At 39.8% G+C, this 19,704-nt stretch carries 19 protein-coding genes; 13 read left to right on the forward strand and 6 right to left on the reverse strand.

Going from position 1 to position 19,704, the window contains the following annotated elements:
• Positions 1-7: 7 nt before the first annotated feature.
• The 13 genes from kal to ELS83_RS09565 all read left to right on the forward strand — a co-directional run bounded on the left by kal (position 8) and on the right by ELS83_RS09565 (position 14,017).
• Positions 8-391, forward strand: coding sequence for a 3-aminobutyryl-CoA ammonia lyase (kal, locus tag ELS83_RS09505; protein WP_171595325.1), 384 nt, complete (start codon positions 8-10; stop codon positions 389-391).
• A gap of 9 nt (positions 392-400) precedes the next feature.
• Positions 401-1,225 (forward strand): 3-keto-5-aminohexanoate cleavage enzyme, encoded by an 825-nt coding sequence (gene kce, locus ELS83_RS09510; protein WP_171595326.1) that lies wholly within the window; start codon positions 401-403, stop codon positions 1,223-1,225.
• Between the two features lie 33 nt (positions 1,226-1,258).
• On the forward strand, positions 1,259-2,293 hold the full coding sequence (gene kdd / locus ELS83_RS09515) for an L-erythro-3,5-diaminohexanoate dehydrogenase (RefSeq protein ID WP_171595327.1): 1,035 nt from the start codon (positions 1,259-1,261) through the stop codon (positions 2,291-2,293).
• A complete protein-coding gene (gene kamA, locus ELS83_RS09520; RefSeq protein ID WP_171595328.1) occupies positions 2,293-3,555 on the forward strand; it encodes a lysine 2,3-aminomutase in 1,263 nt (420 codons plus the stop codon). Before kdd ends, kamA begins: the two co-directional genes overlap by 1 nt.
• Positions 3,542-4,567, forward strand: coding sequence for a lysine 5,6-aminomutase reactivase subunit KamB (gene kamB / locus ELS83_RS09525; protein WP_171595329.1), 1,026 nt, complete (start codon positions 3,542-3,544; stop codon positions 4,565-4,567). Before kamA ends, kamB begins: the two co-directional genes overlap by 14 nt.
• Before the next feature lie 85 nt (positions 4,568-4,652).
• Positions 4,653-6,065, forward strand: a complete 1,413-nt coding sequence (gene kamC, locus ELS83_RS09530) for a lysine 5,6-aminomutase reactivase ATPase KamC (RefSeq protein ID WP_171595330.1) — start codon at positions 4,653-4,655, stop codon at positions 6,063-6,065.
• Entirely contained in the window at positions 6,065-7,633 is a 1,569-nt protein-coding gene (kamD, locus tag ELS83_RS09535; RefSeq protein WP_216616448.1) for a lysine 5,6-aminomutase subunit alpha, read from the forward strand. Before kamC ends, kamD begins: the two co-directional genes overlap by 1 nt.
• Positions 7,634-7,698: 65 nt before the next feature.
• A complete protein-coding gene (gene kamE / locus ELS83_RS09540) occupies positions 7,699-8,487 on the forward strand; it encodes a lysine 5,6-aminomutase subunit beta (protein WP_171595331.1) in 789 nt (262 codons plus the stop codon).
• A 99-nt stretch (positions 8,488-8,586) separates the two neighbouring features.
• The gene (locus tag ELS83_RS09545) at positions 8,587-9,249 is read left to right on the forward strand and encodes a 3-oxoacid CoA-transferase subunit B (RefSeq protein WP_171595332.1); all 663 of its coding nucleotides are present in this window, start codon (positions 8,587-8,589) and stop codon (positions 9,247-9,249) included.
• Positions 9,250-9,253: 4 nt separating this feature from the next.
• On the forward strand, positions 9,254-10,462 hold the full coding sequence (locus tag ELS83_RS09550; RefSeq protein ID WP_171595333.1) for an acetyl-CoA C-acetyltransferase: 1,209 nt from the start codon (positions 9,254-9,256) through the stop codon (positions 10,460-10,462).
• 284 nt (positions 10,463-10,746) lie between these two features.
• On the forward strand, positions 10,747-11,886 hold the full coding sequence (locus ELS83_RS09555) for an acyl-CoA dehydrogenase (RefSeq protein WP_171595334.1): 1,140 nt from the start codon (positions 10,747-10,749) through the stop codon (positions 11,884-11,886).
• A gap of 216 nt (positions 11,887-12,102) precedes the next feature.
• The gene (locus ELS83_RS09560) at positions 12,103-12,888 is read left to right on the forward strand and encodes an electron transfer flavoprotein subunit beta/FixA family protein (protein ID WP_171595335.1); all 786 of its coding nucleotides are present in this window, start codon (positions 12,103-12,105) and stop codon (positions 12,886-12,888) included.
• A gap of 136 nt (positions 12,889-13,024) precedes the next feature.
• Positions 13,025-14,017, forward strand: coding sequence for an electron transfer flavoprotein subunit alpha/FixB family protein (locus tag ELS83_RS09565; protein ID WP_171595336.1), 993 nt, complete (start codon positions 13,025-13,027; stop codon positions 14,015-14,017).
• Between the two features lie 17 nt (positions 14,018-14,034).
• On the opposite strand, the gene ELS83_RS09570 is transcribed toward ELS83_RS09565, so the two are convergent.
• The 6 genes from ELS83_RS09570 to ELS83_RS09595 all read right to left on the reverse strand — a co-directional run bounded on the left by ELS83_RS09570 (position 14,035) and on the right by ELS83_RS09595 (position 19,582).
• Positions 14,035-14,826 carry an ATP-grasp domain-containing protein gene (locus tag ELS83_RS09570; RefSeq protein WP_171595337.1) on the reverse strand — a complete coding sequence of 264 codons (792 nt, stop codon included), beginning with the start codon at positions 14,824-14,826 and terminating at the stop codon, positions 14,035-14,037.
• Between the two features lie 65 nt (positions 14,827-14,891).
• Complete coding sequence (locus tag ELS83_RS09575; RefSeq protein ID WP_171595338.1) at positions 14,892-15,143, reverse strand: hypothetical protein; 252 nt, start codon at positions 15,141-15,143, stop codon at positions 14,892-14,894.
• A gap of 561 nt (positions 15,144-15,704) precedes the next feature.
• Positions 15,705-16,310: a glycerol-3-phosphate 1-O-acyltransferase PlsY gene (gene plsY / locus ELS83_RS09580; RefSeq protein ID WP_171595339.1), complete on the reverse strand. Its 606-nt coding sequence runs from the start codon at positions 16,308-16,310 to the stop codon at positions 15,705-15,707.
• Positions 16,307-16,894: a peroxiredoxin gene (locus tag ELS83_RS09585; protein WP_216616457.1), complete on the reverse strand. Its 588-nt coding sequence runs from the start codon at positions 16,892-16,894 to the stop codon at positions 16,307-16,309. Before ELS83_RS09585 ends, plsY begins: the two co-directional genes overlap by 4 nt.
• Positions 16,895-16,910: 16 nt before the next feature.
• The gene (locus ELS83_RS09590; protein WP_171595340.1) at positions 16,911-17,693 is read right to left on the reverse strand and encodes a DUF1295 domain-containing protein; all 783 of its coding nucleotides are present in this window, start codon (positions 17,691-17,693) and stop codon (positions 16,911-16,913) included.
• 104 nt (positions 17,694-17,797) lie between these two features.
• Positions 17,798-19,582: a DegV family protein gene (locus ELS83_RS09595; protein WP_171595341.1), complete on the reverse strand. Its 1,785-nt coding sequence runs from the start codon at positions 19,580-19,582 to the stop codon at positions 17,798-17,800.
• Between the last annotated feature and the right edge of the window lie 122 nt (positions 19,583-19,704).

Here is a 19,704-nt window from a genome sequence, read left to right on the forward strand (position 1 = left end):
TAGACAAATGGAAAAGGCAATGATTAGAATGCGTATGAGCTCACACGATGCTCATTATGGTGGAAATCTTGTAGATGGAGCAAAAATGCTTCAGTTATTTGGTGATGTAGCAACTGAATTATTGATTCGTCGCGATGGTGACGAAGGATTGTTCGCTGGTTACGAAAATGTTGAGTTTTTGGCTCCTGTTTATGCAGGTGACTACATCGAAGCAGTAGGTGAAATTATCAAAGAAGGAAATTCGAGCCGTAAAATGTCTTTCGAAGCTCGTAAAGTAATCGTTCCAAGAACTGATATTTCTGAATCTGCAGCCGATTTTCTTGAAGAGCCTGTAGTAGTTTGTCGTGCTACCGGTACTTGTGTTACACCAAAAAATTGTCAACGTAAATAATATACTGCAATGGAAAAATTGATCATCACAGCTGCAATTTGCGGCGCCGAAGTAACAAAAGAGCATAATCCTAATGTTCCTTATACAGTTGAAGAATGTGTTCGTGAAGCAAAACTGGCTTACGAAGCAGGTGCAAGTATTATTCACCTTCATGTTCGTGAAGATGATGGTACTCCTACTCAAGACAAAGATCGTTTCAAGGCAGTTATGGATGCTATCCACAAAGAGTGTCCTGATGTAATTATTCAGCCTTCTACAGGTGGTGCAGTGGGAATGAGCAACGATGAAAGATTGCAGCCTACTGAATTGAACCCTGAAATGGCAACTTTAGATTGCGGAACTTTGAATTTTGGTGGTGACGAAATTTTCGAAAACACCGAGAATACAATCAAATACTTTGGTGAGAAGATGATCGAGAGAGGCATTAAGCCTGAATTGGAAGTGTTTGATAAGTCGATGATTGACATGGCTCTTCGTCTTCACAAGAAGGGATACATTCAGTCGCCAATGCACTTCGATTTTGTGATGGGTGTAAACGGAGGTATTTCTGGTACACTTCGCGATTTCTCATTCCTACGTGGTTCGATTCCTGCTGATGCTACTTATACTGTTGCAGGTATTGGTCGTTACGAATTCCCATTGGCAGTTGCTGCTATTATCGATGGTGGACATGTTCGTGTAGGATTCGAGGACAACACCATGATTGCAAAAGGCAAAATGGCTGAGTCGAATGGTGAATTGGTTGAGAAAGTAGTTCGTTTGGCTAATGAATTGGGCCGCGAAATTGCAAACCCAGCTGAGGCAAGAGAAATTTTAGGATTAAAACAAAAATAGAGGACAGTCTTTGTACTTGATACTAATATAGAAATGAACAAAGGAAATAAATACGGAACTCACAGAGTGCTTGAACCAAAAGGCACTCTTCCACAGCCAGCTCAGAAGTTGGATAATACAATGTCGATTTACGACAATGAATTGTTGATTGATGTTCAGACTTTGAATATCGACTCGGCAAGTTTTACTCAGATTAAAGGGGCTTGCGATGCCGACACTGCAAAAATGGAAGAAATGATTCTTTCAATTGTTGGCGAGAGAGGTAAAATGCAAAATCCGGTTACCGGATCGGGTGGAATGTTAATTGGTACCATTAAAGAAGTTGGACCAAACTTCCCAAACCAGGATTTGAAGGTAGGCGATAAGATTGCAACTTTGGTTTCTCTTTCATTAACTCCTTTGAAAATTAACAAGATCAAGAATATTAATGTTTCTAACGACCAGGTTGATGTAGATGCAGAAGCAATTTTATTCGAGAGCGGTTTGTATGCAGTTCTTCCTACTGATATTCCTGAAAAATTAGCTTTAGCAGCTCTAGACGTAGCTGGTGCTCCTGCGCAGGTTGATCGTTTGGTGAAAGAAGGCGACACGGTTTGTATCATCGGTGGTGGTGGTAAGTCGGGTGTGCTTTGTTGCTACCAGGCAATGGAAAAAGTGGGACCTAAAGGGAAAGTAATTGTTGTTGAATATTCTGAAGAGAATGCACAACGTATCAAAGACCTTGGTTTGGCTCACGAAGTATTGGTTGGCGATGCCACTGATGTAATGGATATATACACTCGCGTAACCGAAATTTCTGGTGAAGAAGGTTGCGACGTGGTAATTAATAATGTAAATGTTGCTTCTACCGAAATGTCATCAATCCTGATTACAAAAGACAGAGGTTGCGTTTATTTCTTCTCAATGGCTACATCATTTACCAAAGCAGCTTTAGGAGCTGAAGGTGTTGGTAAAGATGTTGACATGATTGTAGGTAACGGATATGCAATCGGGCATGCCGACCTAACTTTAGATATTGTAAGAAAATCAGAAGGTATTAGAGAGTTGTTCGAAAAATTATACGTGTAATGGCTAACAACAATAGAAGAAAAGATTTATTTCCAGAGGTAACCGATATTCAATGGAACGACTGGAAATGGCAGGTGAGAAACCGTATTGAGACTTTAGAACAACTAAAGAAATACATCCACCTAACAGCAGAAGAGGAAGAGGGTGTGAAGAAGTCATTGGAAACATTGCGTATGGCAATTACTCCTTATTATTTGACTTTGATCGATCCTGAAAACCCAAATTGCCCAGTTCGTAAGCAAGCAATTCCTACAGGAGCAGAAGTGCACAAAGCTGATGCTGATTTGTTGGATCCATTGCACGAGGATGAGGATTCACCGGTTCCAGGATTAACTCACCGTTATCCGGATCGTGTGTTGTTCCTGATTACTGATATGTGTTCGATGTACTGCCGTCACTGTACGCGTCGTCGTTTTGCAGGTCAGTCTGATGCTTCAACGCCACAGGATAATATTGAAAAAGCAATTGAATACATTGCAAACACTCCACAGGTACGCGACGTTGTACTTTCTGGTGGTGATGCTTTGTTGATTAGCGATGACAAACTAGAGTATATCATCAGTCGATTGAGAGATATTCCTCACGTTGAGATCATCCGTATTGGTAGCCGTACTCCTGTTGTATTGCCACAGCGTATTACCGACAATTTGGTGAACATGCTGAAGAAATACCATCCGGTTTGGTTAAACACTCACTTCAACCACTCAGATGAGATTACGCCTGAAGCGGAAGAAGCAGTTGCACGTTTGGCAAATGCCGGTGTACCATTGGGTAACCAGTCGGTATTGTTGAAAGGTGTTAACGACTGTGTACACATCATGAAGAAGTTGATGCACAATTTGGTGAAAAACCGAATTCGTCCATATTACATCTACCAGTGTGACCTTTCAATGGGATTAGAGCACTTCAGAACTCCAGTATCAAAAGGGATCGAGATTATCGAGAACCTTCGTGGTCATACTTCTGGTTTCGCTGTGCCAACTTTCGTTGTTGATGCTCCAGGTGGAGGTGGTAAAACGCCGGTTATGCCTCAGTATGTTGTTTCACAAAGCCCGGGTAAAGTGGTGTTGAGAAACTTCGAAGGTGTAATCACAACTTATACCGAGCCTACACATTACGATGATAACTGTACTTGCCCTGATTGTGCAATGCAAGAAAAACACGAAGGTGTTGCTTCATTGTTACATGGTGAGAAATTGGCAATCGAGCCTGATCACCTGGCAAGAAAAGAGAGAAATAAAAAGACGGATGCCCTTTCTTAAGGACATAGAAAAATACAATAGTCTTTCGATTGTTGGACTTGAAAAGAATACCGGTAAAACCGAGTGTTTAAATTACGTGCTGTCTCGATTAAGAGACAGCCGTAAACAAATTGCACTTACCTCTATCGGTATCGACGGTGAAAGCCGCGATCAGGTCAAACAAACACACAAACCTGAAATTGAACTGAGCGAAGGAATGATGTTCGTAACATCGGAAACGCATTACGCAAAACGCAGATTGTTTTCCGAAGTTCTTGATGTTTCGAAACAAAGTACCAGCCTTGGCCGATTGGTTACGGCAAAAACAATTCATTCCGGTAAGGTGATGTTATCAGGGCCTGCAAACAATGCAGAAATTGTCAGGCTAATTGCCGATTTAAAAACAAAAGGGGTAGACCTTACCATTGTAGACGGTGCGCTGTCTCGCAAAAGTTTAGGTTCGCCGGCAGTAACCGAAGCCATGATACTGGCAACGGGAGCAGCCTTATCGGCAAACATACCTCAACTGGTTTTCAAAACACAATATGTGTATGATCTGATTCACTTGAAAGAGATCGATTCAGATTTGAAGACCAAATTCAGAGGAATTGAGAATGGCATTTGGGCATTGGATAAAACAGGAGAAGTAAAGGATACAGGAATTGCTTCTGTACTGATGATCAAAAAAGAAAAGGACAAACTCTTCCAGTTTGGAACCGACTTTTTTGTGAGCGGAGCAATTACCGATCAGTTTCTTGACTTCCTGAAGAGTCAAAAGCAGGTAAATCAAATACGATTAATTATCAGAGACTTTACAAGAGTCTTTGCAAATCCTGAAACCTACTATGCTTTTGTAAAGAAGGGTGGAAAGATTCAGGTATTAGATAAAACCAACCTTGTGGCAATTACCATTAATCCGGTATCGCCCGATGGTTACAGGTTAAATTCAGATGAATTAAAACTGGCTTTGGAAACAAAATTGCAAGTGCCGGTTTACGATGTGATGAGGATCATTCAGGAAATGAGTGAATGAGTTAATGAGTTAATGAGTGAATGTGGTTTCAACAAGAGTTGGAAACGATCAGTGAAAATCATAAAAATCAGCGTCTAAAAAAAAGATGAAGTTTCGTAAGGCAATATCAGAAATAAAAGGATTACAATACCTGGCCGAAAGCCTGGATTTGCAATCGCCAATGGGAAAAAGATTCCTGTTGGAGTCTGACATGCTGTGCAATGAAACCAACCTGAATATTGAGTATGATTTGATCGATAAGTTGATTCAATCTGTTGAATCAAATGAGAAGACCATTTCCGATATTCAAAGCAAACTCTCACATCTTAGAGATATTGTTGGAAGCATTGCCAACCTTGATGCGAACCTGGTTTTGAACGATGTGGAATTGTTCGAGATCAAATCTTTTGCATTCCATTGTCATGGGATATTGAATCTGCAAAAGGAATTGAAGCATGAGTTGGTTCAACTTCCAAACTTATCGGCTTTGGTCGATCTTTTGGATCCTCAGAAAACAGGAATTCCATCTTTCTACATCTACGACGATTACTCGGAAGAACTAGCCGAGGCGAGAAGAAAGCTGAAAATTGCCAAATCAGAAAATGGTGAGTCTGAAGGCAAGTTGGAGGAACTCTTTGCCGTAGCAGAAGAGCTGGAATCAAAAGTAAGAGAAGAACTTTGCGATAAGGCAAGAGCTTTTGCCGGTGATTTAAGAATTGCATTGAACCGATTGGCACATCTCGATTTGTTAATCGCGAAAGCGAAACAAGCCATTCAACTGAATTTTAGCCGACCAGAATTGCTGAAAGAAAATACAAGATACAAAGCGATGTTTCATCCGATGATTAAGGATGAACTTCAGAAACAGCAGAAGAGATATCAGGAAATTGATATTGAACTGGAAAAATCGGTTTGTTTGATTACAGGTGCGAATATGGCGGGCAAAACAGTGGTGTTGAAAACATTGGCTCTTTGTCAGTACCTGTGTCAGTTTGGATTTTTTGTGCCAGCAGAAAAAGCCGGCATTAGTTTGGTGCATCGCATACTGCTTTCGGTAGGCGATGACCAATCGGAAATGAATGGCTTATCGTCTTTTGCATCAGAAATGATGAGTGTGAACCAAATGGTTGAGCTTTCTCAATCGCATGAAAATGTATTGGTTTTGGTTGACGAGTTGGCAAGAACCACAAACCCGGTAGAAGGTTTGGCAATTGTAAATGCTGTTGCCGATATTTTTTACCAAAACAATACGCGTAGTGTCATTACAACGCACTATAGCGGATTAGATTCCAAATTCAGAAAATTACGTGTTAAAGGTCTGGATAAGGATTTGGGTGATCAGAGAATCACCGGCAAGAATATAAACAGTTATATGGATTATTCGTTGGTGGAGGACAATACAGGGGAAGTACCTCACGAAGCGCTGCGAATTGCCTCTTTGTTGGGCATCAACAAAGAGATTGTAGAACGAGCGCAAAACCAATTGAATAAGAACGCTAGTAAGGAAGAAATTTTATAATGGATAAATTGAATATGCAAAGGAGTAAACTAGGTCTTGACTTTGAGAAAGTTGGACATGCCAAAGAGGTGTCGAAACGAATTGCTGATGATGTTCAGAAATTCGTAGACAACTACTCTACCGTTGCAGTAGAGCGTACTTTGTGTCGTCTATTGGGAATCGACGGAGTTGATAGCAACGAGGTACCACTTCCAAATGTGGTGGTTGATGCAATTAAAGACAAGGGTGTACTAAGTGAAGGGGTAATGTTCTTCATTGGTAACGCAATTCTTGAAACCGGATTGAACCCACAGCAAATCGCAGAGAAGATGGCTGCAGGTGAATTGGAGATTACAACACTTCCAATTCGTTCGATGGAGGAAATTCAGAACGCAATTCAACCATTTGTTGATGAAAACATCAATAAAATCAGAGAGCGCAAAGCGAAGAGAGACAATTACCTTGATACAATTGGCGAAGGCCCTAAGCCTTACCTATACGTAATTGTAGCAACTGGTAATATCTACGAAGATGTTGTTCAGGCAGAAGCTGCTGCTCGCCAGGGTGCTGATATTATTGCAGTAATCCGTACAACGGGTCAGTCCTTGCTAGACTATGTTCCTTATGGTGCAACTACCGAAGGTTTTGGTGGTACGGTTGCAACACAGGAGAACTTCCGTATCATGCGTACTGCTTTGGATAAAGTGGGAGAGGAAGAAGGTCGTTACATTCGTTTGTGTAACTACTGTTCTGGTTTGTGTATGCCTGAGATTGCTGCCATGGGTGCATTGGAAGGTTTGGACGTAATGTTGAACGATGCATTGTACGGAATTCTTTTCCGCGACATCAACATGCAACGTACCATTGTAGACCAATACTTCTCAAGACTATTGAACGGTTTTGCAGGTGTAATTATCAATACTGGTGAGGACAACTACCTAACTACTGCTGATGCTTTCGATGAGGCTCACACTGTTTTGGCTTCTGATTTTATCAACGAGCAATTGGCATTGGTAGCAGGTTTACCTGAAGAGCAAATGGGATTGGGTCATGCATTCGAAATGACTCCTGATTTGGAAAATGGTTTCCTATACGAGCTTGCACAAGCACAAATGATCAGAGAAATCTTCCCGAAAGCACCACTTAAATATATGCCTCCTACAAAATTTATGACGGGTAACATTTTCAAAGGAAATGTTCAGGATGCATTATTCAATCAAATTTCGATCTGGACAGGACAAGGAATTCAATTGCTGGGTATGTTAACCGAAGCAATTCACACACCTTTCATGTCAGACAGATACCTTTCAATCGAGAATGCCAAGTACATATTCAGCAACATGAAGAGCATTGGTGATGAAATGGAATTCAAAGAAGGTGGTATCATCCGTCAGAGAGCTGCTAAAGTTCTTGATGATGCAACTGAATTGGTTGAAAAAATCGAGAAAGAAGGATTATTTACCGCATTGGAAAAAGGAATTTTTGCTGATATCAAGCGTCCGAAAGATGGTGGTAAAGGTTTAGATGGAGTTGTGGAAAAAGGAAGCAACTACTTCAATCCATTTATTGAGATTTTGCATAAGAAATAAATTAATTAGTAAGTACAAAGTATCGAATGCAAATTTGATACGACTCAAATATAGGAGACAATAAAATGAGTGGAGGTCTTTATTCAACCGATTCCAACGATTTTGATAAAACCTTGGACCTTACCAAAATTAAGCCTTACGGCGATACAATGAACGATGGTAAGACCCAGGTAAGTTTTACACTTCCTGTAAAGAAAGGAGAAGAAGCCATTGAAGCTGCCAAGCAGATGATGAGAAAAATGGGCTTCGAGAATCCCCAGGTGGTAATGGTACAAGAGTTAATGGAAGGCTTTACTTTCTTTAACTGTTACGGAAACTGTACTCACACAGTAGATTATACAAGCATTCATGTGCCAAAGGTAGAATCGACTACCATGGACATGCATGAAACTGATGAGTTTGTAAAAGAAAATATTGGGCGTCCGATTCGCGTTGTAGGTGCTAGTACTGGTACCGATGCGCATACAGTAGGAATCGATGCCATTATGAATATGAAAGGTTTTGCTGGTCACTACGGACTGGAAAGATATGAAATGATGGAAGCCTTGAACATGGGTAGCCAGGTGCCAAACGAAGAGTTCATCGCGAAAGCAATCGAGATGGAAGCTGATGTTCTTTTGGTATCGCAAACGGTAACTCAAAAGGATGTTCATATCAAAAACCTTACTGAATTGGTGGAACTACTGGAAGCTGAAGGATTGCGTGAAAAGGTAATCTTGATCTGCGGTGGTCCGCGTATCTCTCACGAGCTTGCAAAAGAACTAGGTTACGATGCAGGTTTCGGAATGAACAAGTATGCTGATGATGTAGCATCTTATGCTGCTCAGGAATTAAGCAGAAGATTGAATGCATAATAACATGATTTTGCTTAAAAATATCAATCACAGATAATCAGATATTTTTAAACAAATTCGAGTTAGGATATAGTCAAACTGACCAATAACTAATAAAACATGGATAAAAAAGAAATCAGAGAGGTGATTGCTAAAAGAGCTGCTCTCGAATTAAACAACGGCGATGTGGTAAATCTTGGAATTGGTTTGCCTACAATTATCCCTAACTACGTTTCTTCTGATGTAAATGTAATTTTACAGTCGGAAAACGGAATGCTTGGTATGGGTGCTGCTCCTGCTGAAGGAGAAGAAGATCCTGATTTTGTAAATGCAGGAGGTGGATACATCACTTGTAAAGAAGGAGCTAGCAGTTTCGATAGTTCTGTTTCTTTTAGTATCATTAGAGGTGGTCATGTTGATGTTACCATTCTTGGTGCTCTTCAGGTTGATGAGCAGGGAAATCTTGCGAACTGGATCATTCCTGGAAAGAAAACTCCTGGTATGGGTGGAGCAATGGATTTGATTGTTGGTGCAAAGCGTGTAATCCTTGCAATGGAACACACCGCTCGTGGCAACCACAAAATCATGAAAGAATGTAACCTTCCTCTTACTGCTGCCGGTCAGGTTGATATGATTATTACTGAAATGGGTGTAATGGATATTGTTCCGGAAGGAATCGTTCTGAAAGAGTACAATCCATTATTCACATTGGAGCAAATTCAGGAAGCAACTGATGCGAAACTGATTATTGCTGAAGATTTAATTGAAATGCGTAAAAACTAAACTTATGAGCAAAGTATATATTGTTGCAGCCAAGCGTACTGCAATCGGGAAATTTTTAGGAACATTAACTCCTGTTAAAGCAGCTGATTTAGCAGCTACAGTAATCAAAAACATTGTTGAAGAAACTGGTGTTGAAGCAACAAAACTAGATGAAGTTATCGTAGGGAACATTCTTTCTGCTGGTCAGGGACAGGGTGTAGCTCGTCAGGCTTCTATCAAAGCGGGTATTCCACAGGAAGTTCCTGCTTATGGTATCAACATGATTTGTGGTTCGGGTATGAAAACCATTAACCTTGCTTATGCAAACATCAAGTCGGGCGAAGCAAACATGATTATTGCCGGTGGTACTGAATCAATGTCAGGTTCTGGTTTTGTAATGTCGGGTCAGGTTCGTGGCGGACACAAAATGATGGATTTAAAAGCGGTTGATCACATGGTATTTGATGGTTTAACAGATGCTTTTGAAGGCTACCACATGGGTATTACTGCTGAAAATATTGCTGATAAATACAGCTTAACTCGCCAGGAGCAGGATGCTTTCGCATTTGGTTCTCAGCAAAAAGCTGCTGCAGCACAGGATGCTGGTAACTTCAAGAACGAGATTGTTCCTGTTGAGATCAAAACAAGAAAAGAAACCATTACTTTCGAAGCTGATGAGTTCATCAACAGAAGAACCAACGAAGAAAAACTAGGTGGATTGCGTCCTGCATTTAAGAAAGAAGGAACAGTAACTGCTGGTAATGCATCAGGAATTAACGATGGTGCTGCTTTCGTATTGGTTGCATCGGAAGAAGCTGTGAAAGAGTACGGATTTACTCCTTTGGCAGAAATTGTAGCTACCGGTCAGGGTGGTGTTGATCCTGCAATTATGGGTATGGGTCCAGTTCCTGCCATTGCAAATGTATTGAAGAAAGCAGATATGAAATTGGAGCAAATGGAATTGCTTGAGTTGAATGAAGCTTTTGCTGCTCAATCATTAGGAGTTGTGAAACAATTGTGCGAAGACCATAATGTTAACATGGATTTCTTTAAAGAGAGATGTAATGTAAACGGTGGAGCCATCGCTTTGGGTCACCCAATTGGTGCTTCTGGAACACGTATCACAGTAAGTTTGATTCACGAAATGAAACGTACCGGAAAAGATTTCGGTTTGGCTTCACTTTGTATTGGTGGTGGTATGGGTACTGCAATTATTTTGAAGAATATCAAGTAGCAAGTACATAGTATCGGGCAGCAGGAAAGACTCCAAAGCTTTTCTCCTGCCTGATCATTAATAAATATAAAAAGTAAACGATACGCAGTATCAAGTACAAGAGAAAGTGTTGACGGATCTGGTGAGGAACTAAAATGTAATCCCCTATTTAAATTTTTGATTAGACTGTAAAATGAAGTCCGAATTTATTCGGGCAAGGGGTAGTTTTTGTGCTTTTTTTAGATTTTGACACTGATATTTCTTGATACTCTATACTCAAATCTTGATACTATTATCTAAAGAAAATGGATTTTAGCTTAACAAAAGAACAAGTGTTGTTTCAGCAAATGATTAAAGATTTTGCTGAGAGAGAAGTAAAGCCTTTGGCTGCTGAGGTAGATGAACAGGAACGTTTCCCTATCGAAACAGTAGAGAAAATGGCTAAGATTGGAATTATGGGGATTCCAATTCCAAAGCAATATGGTGGTGCTGGTGGTAACAATGTAATGTACTCAATGGCAGTTGAAGAATTGTCGGCGGTATGTGCAACTACAGGTGTAATTGTTTCGGCTCACACTTCCTTGTGTGCGGCTCCTATTATGGAGAATGGTACCGAAGCTCAAAAGCAAAAATATCTTCCTAAACTTGCTTCTGGTGAGTGGATTGGTGCTTTTGGTTTAACCGAGCCTAACGCAGGTACCGATGCAGCCGGTCAGCAAACCACTGCAGTCGAAGATGGTGATAACTATATCATCAACGGTAGTAAAATCTTTATTACCAATGCCGAATTTGCTCACGTTTACGTGATTTTCGCAATGACTGATAAGTCGAAAGGTACTCGTGGTATTACTGCTTTCATCGTGGAAAAAGGAACACCAGGTTTCTCTATTGGTAAGAAAGAGAAGAAAATGGGTATCCGTGGTTCTGCAACTTGTGAGCTGATTTTCGAAAATGTTGTTCTTCCTAAAGAGAACATGTTAGGAAAACTGAACAAAGGTTTCGGTATTGCCATGAAAACCCTAGATGGTGGACGTATTGGTATTGCTGCACAAGCTTTGGGTATTGCACAGGGAGCAATCAACGAAACAGTACGCTATGTGAAAGAGAGAAAGCAGTTCGGTCGTCCGATTTCTGGTTTCCAGAACACACAGTTCCAGTTGGCAGATATGAATACCAAAACTGAAGCTTCTCGTATGTTGGTTCGCAAAGCAGCTAACAAGAAAGATCAGAAAGTTCCTTATTCGGTTGATGCTGCAATGTGTAAACTTTATGCTGCTGAAACAGCAATGGAAGTAACCAACAAAGCGGTTCAGCTTCATGGTGGATACGGTTATACAAGAGAATATCCTGTTGAGCGTATGATGCGTGATGCGAAGATCACAGAGATCTACGAAGGAACTTCAGAAGTTCAGAGAATGGTGATTTCAGCGAATATGCTGAAGTAAGGATGTAATGGTTTTTTGAACTGTTAAATTTTTACTCAAAACACCCCTCTGTCCTGTCGGACATCTCCCCTAAAAGGGGAGACAGATGCAATTAGCAGAAGAACTGTTAAATAGAAAGTTTTTCCCTTTTAGGGAAAGTGCCGAAGGCGAAAGGGTGTAAAGGAATAATTGAATAGCGAAAAAGATTTTACTGCTAGTCATAAAAAACTAAAAGAAATGAATATAGTTGTCTGTATTAAGCAGGTACCGGATACAACCGAAATTAAAATAGATCCAAAAACGGGTACTTTGATCCGTGATGGTGTGCCAAGTATTATGAACCCTGATGATAAGAGTGGTTTGGAAATGGCACTGCAATTAAAAGATGAACAAGGAGCACATGTAACTGTAATTACCATGGGGCCACCTCAGGCTGATTTGATTCTTCGTGAGGCTTACGCTATGGGAGTTGATCGTGCCATTCATCTAACCGACAGAAAATTTGCCGGAGCAGATACTTTGGCTACCTCTCATGCATTGGCTGGAGCATTAAGAAAGATCGATTTCGATTTGTTGATTACAGGTCGTCAGGCTATCGATGGAGATACTGCACAAGTAGGTCCTCAGATTGCTGAACACCTTGATTTACCTCAGGTATCATACCTTGAAGATTTAAAATTTGATGGAGACAAAACCTTCACCATGAAACGTCATATCGAAGAAGGATACCAGATGTTACAGGTAGAAGCTCCATGCGTTGTAACTGTACTTTCATCGGCTAATAGCCCGCGTTATATGAGCGTTGGAGGTATTGTTGATGCTTACCAAAAAGAAGTTGAGGTTTGGGGATTCAACGAAATTGAAGTTGATGAGAAAGATCTTGGTTTAAAAGGTTCGCCAACAAGTGTGCACAAAGCATTTGCACGTGGTTTAAAACCAGCAGGTGAATTGTACGAGGTAGAAACAGATGAGGCAGTAGGAATCATCATCAAGAAATTAAAAGAGAAATTCATTCTAAACTAGATTCAATTACGAATTACGAATTAGCAATTACGAGAAGGTAGGAGAAATAATGAATGACAGTTCATTTGATACTCTACTTGATTAAATTGCTATGAAATAAGCGTAATTCGTAATTAGTCATTCGTAATTAATTACTATGAACTTAGAGGAATACAAAGGGATATACGTTTTTATCGAGCAGCGCGAAGGCGAGATACAAAATGTAGCTTTAGAGTTGTTAGGACAGGCTAGAAAATTAGCTGATGAGTTGAACGACAAAGTGTATGCAATGTTATTGGGACACAATATTGCCGACCAGGCACAGAGCCTTATTGCTCGTGGTGCCGATGAAGTAATTGTTGTGGATGCTCCTGAGTTGGCAGAGTATACAACAGAACCATATACACAGGCAATTTGCCAGATTATTGAAGACAGAAAACCAGATTCGATGTTGATTGGTGCAACGACTTTAGGTCGCGATTTGGGACCAAGAGTATCGGCTCGCGCAGCAACTGGTTTAACTGCCGATTGTACCAAAATCGAAGTTGGTAAGAACAATGAGTTGTTAATGACTCGTCCTGCATTTGGTGGAAACCTTATGGCAACTATCGTATGTAAGAACCACCGTCCACAAATGGGTACTGTTCGTCCGGGTGTACTATTCGCAATGGATGCTGACGAAAGTCGTACTGGAGAAGTGGTAAACTACGAGGTAAAATTCAATAGCGCGAAGTTTAAAGTGAAGTTGCTTGAAACTGTGAAAGAAGATACTGATTTGATCGATATTACCGAAGCAAGAATTTTGGTTTCAGGTGGTCGTGGTATTGGTAACCAAGAAGGTTTCGAAGCAATGGACGGATTGGCAGATGTATTGGATGCAGAAGTTTCGGCTTCTCGTGCAATGGTTGATGCTGGTTATATTGGACACGAACGCCAGGTGGGTCAGACAGGTAAAACTGTTCGTCCTGACTTGTATTTCGCTTTTGGTATTTCTGGTGCCATTCAGCACGTTGCAGGTATGGAAGAGTCCGATTTAATTATTGCCGTAAACAAAGACAAAGACGCTCCAATTTTCCAGGTAGCAGATTTGGGTATCGTTGGTGATGCCAAACAAATCATTAAAAAGCTTACCCAGCAATTGGAAAAATAAGATACGGGGATTAACCACTAACTGGTAAAAAGACTTGTTCGATTTATTTCGGGCAGGTCTTTTTTATATTTAAATATTCTTGCAATTCCTTTAGTAATTTCCGGAAGTGGATCTTTTATGATATATCTCCAGGTTGAAGTTTTTAGTTTGTTTAGGCTTCTGGCTTGTAAAGCTGATTTGGCAAGATAGAAATGGGTTTTCTGATATCCCTTGAACTGAATTGGCTTGTTCTGGCCAAGTTGAAGTAGTAACAAAGGGAAATTGACTCCTGCATATAAGGAACCAATCAGGGTACTCCACATCCTTGGATTAAAATCGATCAGGAAATAGGAGTCTTTCTCTTTCAGGTAAATAAAATCGAGGTGAGCAATGCCACTCCAATTCAATTTTTTAACTATGGCCCTGGTTTCATCCAACAGTTTCTGATCTTCCAGGAATTCTATTCCGGTAGCAAAAGAATACGTTTCACGAACCAAGCCCTTTTGTATGGTATAGGCCAGGATTTCACCATTATCAGCTATGAAACTGATATCGATATCTTCCCCATTTAGCTTTTCCTGTATTAGGTAATCATCAGTTATAAAATCTTTTTTACTGATATATGCCTCATATTCCTCTCGGGATTGACATTCGATAATGCGCTTGCCATTGCCATCCAGTTTCGGCTTTAATAGAAGCGGGAAATCGAACAGTTCAATATTGTGTCTACTTATCGATTTGGTTTTCGGACTTGGAAAGGAGTGCTTTTCCAAATAGTCGGCAAGCAGCAGTTTATTGCTTACCCTATCAAATGAGTTTTTCTCGGGCATTGGAGGAAAAACCGAACCATTAAATAGTGCCTTGTACTTTGTTATGAATTGATAGTTAGATTGCTTTACCGGCAAGATAAGATCGATATCCCATTTTTTTCCAAAGCACTTATTTCTTTCACAATCTCTTTGGGTTCCGATGAGTTTAGATATTGATATTTTGATACATATCTTGAATAAGGGATGGTATTGAAGTAAGATTTCTTTTCGGGAGAAACCACAAAGATATGAACAGCCTGTTCATAAGTCAGGCAACGAATGGTGTCCAGTATATTCGGACCTCCACAATCATCTATCAGTAATACATTAGTGGTCATGCTATGAGTTAAGTTAATAAAAGTCACCGAATTGCACAAAATCCATTTCGAAAATCAGACTTGATAATGTAAAGGGAAGGATAGTTTTCAATTCAACTCCATTTATTTATAATGAACTTGGACACTGGCGGTATCTTTATCCAAATAAAGATGGATTATGCAGGTATGACAATCCTAAATCTGATATTTAGATTGTTGCTAACAACACACCAGTAAGTTAAATTCAGACTCAGGAATGTGGGAAATAATAGCAGATGAAAGAAAAATGCAGTTATGAGAATACTTTATAAATAATTCAAACATGTTTATGATATGAAAAGCCTTGCCAAAAATAGGAAGAGCGTAATGAAAATTTGGGAATCATTTCATAAAAAAGAATACCATTCCCGGAATGTTAGATAAAAAGATGGAATGTTTAAAAATAAAGCAGCAGGCTTATTAAAAAAGCGGAATGCTCAGATAAAATAGCGGAAAGGTGAATAAATTATTAGAATGTTACTCCTAAAAACTGTAAAATACAAACTCTGGAAAAAATAGCTAATGGCAAATTAGAAAAGAATATTAGCTTAGTTCCGAACCTTTTATCAATCGTTTAATATTGGCTATATGTCGAACAAATATTAATAGCGCACAAGCCATAAAGTAAAGAATAGTGTACTGATTATATCCCAAAAAGTAAGCCGATAGCGGCAGACATACAGCAATGGCCATAGATCCTAGCGATACAAACTTAAATCCTTTTTTCACAATAAAATAGATGGCCACCGATATCAATACTGGTAGGGGAGAAATTAAGACAGAAGCACCCAAAGTCGTATTAACACCTTTTCCACCCTTAAACTTCAAAACAAAACTAAAGTTGTGACCCAGGATTGTGGCCAAGGCAACAAAGTATATCAATAATGGAGAAATATTGAGGAGTTGATAGCGAAGAATCAACATGACCAGGAATACAGGTAGCAAACCTTTAGCCATATCGGTAATTTGGGTGTAAATGGATATTTTACTGCCAGCAATTCTTTTTACATTGGTAGAGCCGATATTTCCACTGCCAAAATTACGAATGTCTTTGCCTGTGGCAATTTTGGTATATACATATCCTGCAGGAAATGAGCCTACAAGATATGCTATCAGAATCAATACGTAGTCCCAAATGAATAGTGTCATTCAAGTTGTTTTAAGATGTTTTTGGCTTGTTCAATATGTTCTTCTGCTCGAAATTGTGAATTAAAGATATGAACAATTTTTCCCGATTTGTCTACAATATAGGTAACTCTTCCGGGTAAAAGGCCAAAAAAGTTGGTGGGCACACCAAATTGCTTGCGTACAGTATTGTTTACATCGCAAAGCAGGTTAAAGTTCAGCCTGTGCTTTTCTGCAAATTCCTTGTGGCTCTCAACCGACTGACCACTTACTCCAAAAACTTCGGCATTTAAATCGTTAAAGTCTTCGCACTGATCGCGGAAACTACACGCCTGTTTGGTACAACCCGGTGTATCATCCTTAGGATAGAAATAGATCACCAGATTTTGTTTGCCCACATAATCCTTGATGTTAATGAGTTCTCCATCCTGGTTCTGAAGTTGGAATGCAGGTATTTGATCGCCAATTTGTAATTCTTTTGATTTGTCTGCCATTGCTGATATGGGAAATAGAAATGTGAATATTAAAATTACTGCCTTAAGCTTCAGTTTCCAAAAAATTAAACCGAAGGTTTCAGGAACTTGTATGTGTATTTGATCTTGTAACATGATAAGTGAATTTGAATTATTGCACTTGCTTTTTCGGGAACCAGGGGAAAAAGGCACTGGTTCTTTCTACATATTCTTTATAGGCAGGTTTATCGCTGGTAAGCGTTCTTTCCAGCATGGCCACGCCCGAAATTTTAACAATCAGGTAGGTCATTAGGAAGGCACCAGCTACAAACCAGTATTGTTGTGCTGCCACTGCAAATAGTGCATAGCTCCACCAAACAGCAGCATCGCCAAAATAGTTGGGATGCCTGGTATATTTCCAGAATCCGCTCGAAAGCACTTCATCTTTATTACGCTTCTGACTTTTAAATTTACTCAGTTGATAATCGCCACCAGCTTCGAAGCTAATACCAATAATCCAAAGAGCTATTGCGGCAAAGTCAATTGCATTTAGAGGTGTATTTTCTTCTGCCATAAATACCCCAAATAAAGGAGAGGCTATTAGTAACATGAGAACGCCTTGTAAAAGAAAAACCTGGAAATAGCTGAACCACCAATAACGATGGGCTCCATAGTCTTTCCTGAATTTCTGATACCTGAAATCTTCTGGTTTGCCAACATTTCGTATGAATAAATGGATGCTAAGACGCATTCCCCAAATGGCAACCAGGGCCGATAATAAAATTTGACGCAGGGATAAACTTTCTGCCATAAACGACAGATAGCCTGCGATTACCACAAAGCCGAAGCCCCAGAAAATATCAACTATACTGGCATTGGTAATGTAAACACTGTACATCCAAAGCAGAGTAACCAATATTATTATAAGTATGCTTGCACCGAAATATAATTCCATAATTCCTAATTCATTTGTTCATGTGTAAAACAAGTAAAGGATCAAAAATGTTCTCATTTTATTTCGATGCCTGTGTTTTTTCCAGATCACCCTTACAGGAAAACTTATTCAAATTGAAGGGCAACCGCCACAGTTCCCTCACCAGCATTCATTCCGATTACCGGCGAAATGTTAATTACTTCGATTGGGGCTTGTCCAAAGAGGTCGTGTAAGCGGTCTCCATATTTTTGCGCTACAGCCGCATTATTGGCATGCAGAATGATATAGTTCCAGACCTTCTTTCCCTTTTTCAGATGAAGAACATGCTTAATCACCTTATTAATATTGGCTTTTTGACCAATGGCTTGTCCGAATAGTTTCGATTCGCCCATTTCGTTTAATGATACGATAGGATTGATACGCAAAAACATGGCAAACTTACCAACAGCAGGAGGAACGCGACCTCCTTTAATCATGGCTGTAAGACTTTTTACGCTTACAAATATTTTGGTATTGTTTAGCCACGAATCTACATGGCTAAGTATTGTATTTACCTCTTCTCCTTTTTCAATTGCTTTTGCGATACGCAATACTGCCAATCCAAGGCCGCCAGATACATTTCGTGAATTGATAACATGTATGGGAATATTTAACTCTTTCTGAACCCTCTCGGCTGCTTTTTGTGCACTACGGAAAGTGCCACTGAACTTCTCAGACAAATGTATGGAGATAATGGCATCGTAATTTTGAGCCATCTGCGAATAAGTATTCACAAAGCTATACTCATTAATTTGCGAGGTTTTTGGAAAATGTTCCGATCTCTCTAAAAGTTCATAAAACTCTTTTGACTTTAGTGTAACACCATCTAGGTACTGACTGTCTCCGAACGAGAGGTGTAAAGGCATCACATTAATTTGATAATTATCGATGATTTCCTGTGGCAGGTCGCAAGTTGAATCGGTAACAATACCAATTTTCCATTTTTGGTTTTTACTGATTTCGCTTTGGCGAATCATATCATCGACCTTAGGAGCGGTAATGGTAGCAAAATTTTCGAGCTGATGAAAGAGTTCTGACGGATCGTTGGTGTGCACATGAATTCGACAGCTGCTCTTACCCCCGTTAATAACGATAGAATCGCCATGCTGATACAAAATACTCTTGATTTCTGCCAGGCTGTGGGTAGAATTCTTTAAAATTGCCTCTGTACAGTACCTGTAGTTTAAATCTTCTAGATGATCGATGGCTTCGCTTGCCGATGGAATAAGATTGGGTGCCTTTATCCGATCGATAATACCATGGTTTACAAAATCCATTACTCCTTCTATGAAAACTACAAATCCCTTGGCACCGGCATCAACAATATTGTGCTTTTTAAGTACTGCCAATTGGTCGGTTGTTTTTTTAAGAGATGTTTCCAATACCTGCATCGAGTCGTTCAGAACCTCTTTGAATTCTTCCAATTGCTTTCGTTTGGAGTAGAGAAATTCCGACCAATCTTTCATTACGGTAAGCATGGTGCCTTCAACCGGCGTTCCAATCGATTCATAAATATAGGGAATGGAAGACTGCACACTCTCTACAAACTCCAGAAAACTGATGCTCTTTTTCTCTGATGTTTCACAGCTTAATCCGAATAGGAACTGAGCCATGATAATTCCCGAATTTCCCCTGGCACCTACCTGGGCAGCTTCGGCAATCTGATCGACCATAAGCTTATAGGAAACATTGGGCGATATGCGATCCATAACCGATCGCATGGTAGAAGCCATATTACTTCCTGTATCTTTATCGGCTACCGGATATACATTGATACGGTTCAATTCATTTAAATTCTTAATCAATTTATTGGCACCTGCCAAAAAAGCGAAATAGAGGTATCGACCATCGATATTTTGTGTCGGATTCATAAACGTTTTCTTAAGATTGTCTTTAAGGTACTTATATTATTGCAGTTTGAAAACTTCTTTTCTAAAAACACTTGTTATCAGCAAAAAGTTTAAGGCAAAATTTACATCTGACTATTCCATAC

The sequence above is a fragment of the Marinifilum caeruleilacunae genome, assembly GCF_013141825.1.
GTDB lineage: Bacteria > Bacteroidota > Bacteroidia > Bacteroidales > Marinifilaceae > Marinifilum > Marinifilum caeruleilacunae.

Coding starts and splice junctions, on each gene's coding strand:
- kal (WP_171595325.1), top strand. CDS start 8: ATGGAAAAGGCAATGATTAGAATGCGTATGAGCTCACACGATGCTCAT.
- kce (WP_171595326.1), top strand. CDS start 401: ATGGAAAAATTGATCATCACAGCTGCAATTTGCGGCGCCGAAGTAACA.
- kdd (WP_171595327.1), top strand. CDS start 1,259: ATGAACAAAGGAAATAAATACGGAACTCACAGAGTGCTTGAACCAAAA.
- kamA (WP_171595328.1), top strand. CDS start 2,293: ATGGCTAACAACAATAGAAGAAAAGATTTATTTCCAGAGGTAACCGAT.
- kamB (WP_171595329.1), top strand. CDS start 3,542: ATGCCCTTTCTTAAGGACATAGAAAAATACAATAGTCTTTCGATTGTT.
- kamC (WP_171595330.1), top strand. CDS start 4,653: ATGAAGTTTCGTAAGGCAATATCAGAAATAAAAGGATTACAATACCTG.
- kamD (WP_216616448.1), top strand. CDS start 6,065: ATGGATAAATTGAATATGCAAAGGAGTAAACTAGGTCTTGACTTTGAG.
- kamE (WP_171595331.1), top strand. CDS start 7,699: ATGAGTGGAGGTCTTTATTCAACCGATTCCAACGATTTTGATAAAACC.
- ELS83_RS09545 (WP_171595332.1), top strand. CDS start 8,587: ATGGATAAAAAAGAAATCAGAGAGGTGATTGCTAAAAGAGCTGCTCTC.
- ELS83_RS09550 (WP_171595333.1), top strand. CDS start 9,254: ATGAGCAAAGTATATATTGTTGCAGCCAAGCGTACTGCAATCGGGAAA.
- ELS83_RS09555 (WP_171595334.1), top strand. CDS start 10,747: ATGGATTTTAGCTTAACAAAAGAACAAGTGTTGTTTCAGCAAATGATT.
- ELS83_RS09560 (WP_171595335.1), top strand. CDS start 12,103: ATGAATATAGTTGTCTGTATTAAGCAGGTACCGGATACAACCGAAATT.
- ELS83_RS09565 (WP_171595336.1), top strand. CDS start 13,025: ATGAACTTAGAGGAATACAAAGGGATATACGTTTTTATCGAGCAGCGC.
- ELS83_RS09570 (WP_171595337.1), bottom strand. CDS start 14,826: ATGCCCGAGAAAAACTCATTTGATAGGGTAAGCAATAAACTGCTGCTT.
- ELS83_RS09575 (WP_171595338.1), bottom strand. CDS start 15,143: ATGACCACTAATGTATTACTGATAGATGATTGTGGAGGTCCGAATATA.
- plsY (WP_171595339.1), bottom strand. CDS start 16,310: ATGACACTATTCATTTGGGACTACGTATTGATTCTGATAGCATATCTT.
- ELS83_RS09585 (WP_216616457.1), bottom strand. CDS start 16,894: ATGTTACAAGATCAAATACACATACAAGTTCCTGAAACCTTCGGTTTA.
- ELS83_RS09590 (WP_171595340.1), bottom strand. CDS start 17,693: ATGGAATTATATTTCGGTGCAAGCATACTTATAATAATATTGGTTACT.
- ELS83_RS09595 (WP_171595341.1), bottom strand. CDS start 19,582: ATGAATCCGACACAAAATATCGATGGTCGATACCTCTATTTCGCTTTT.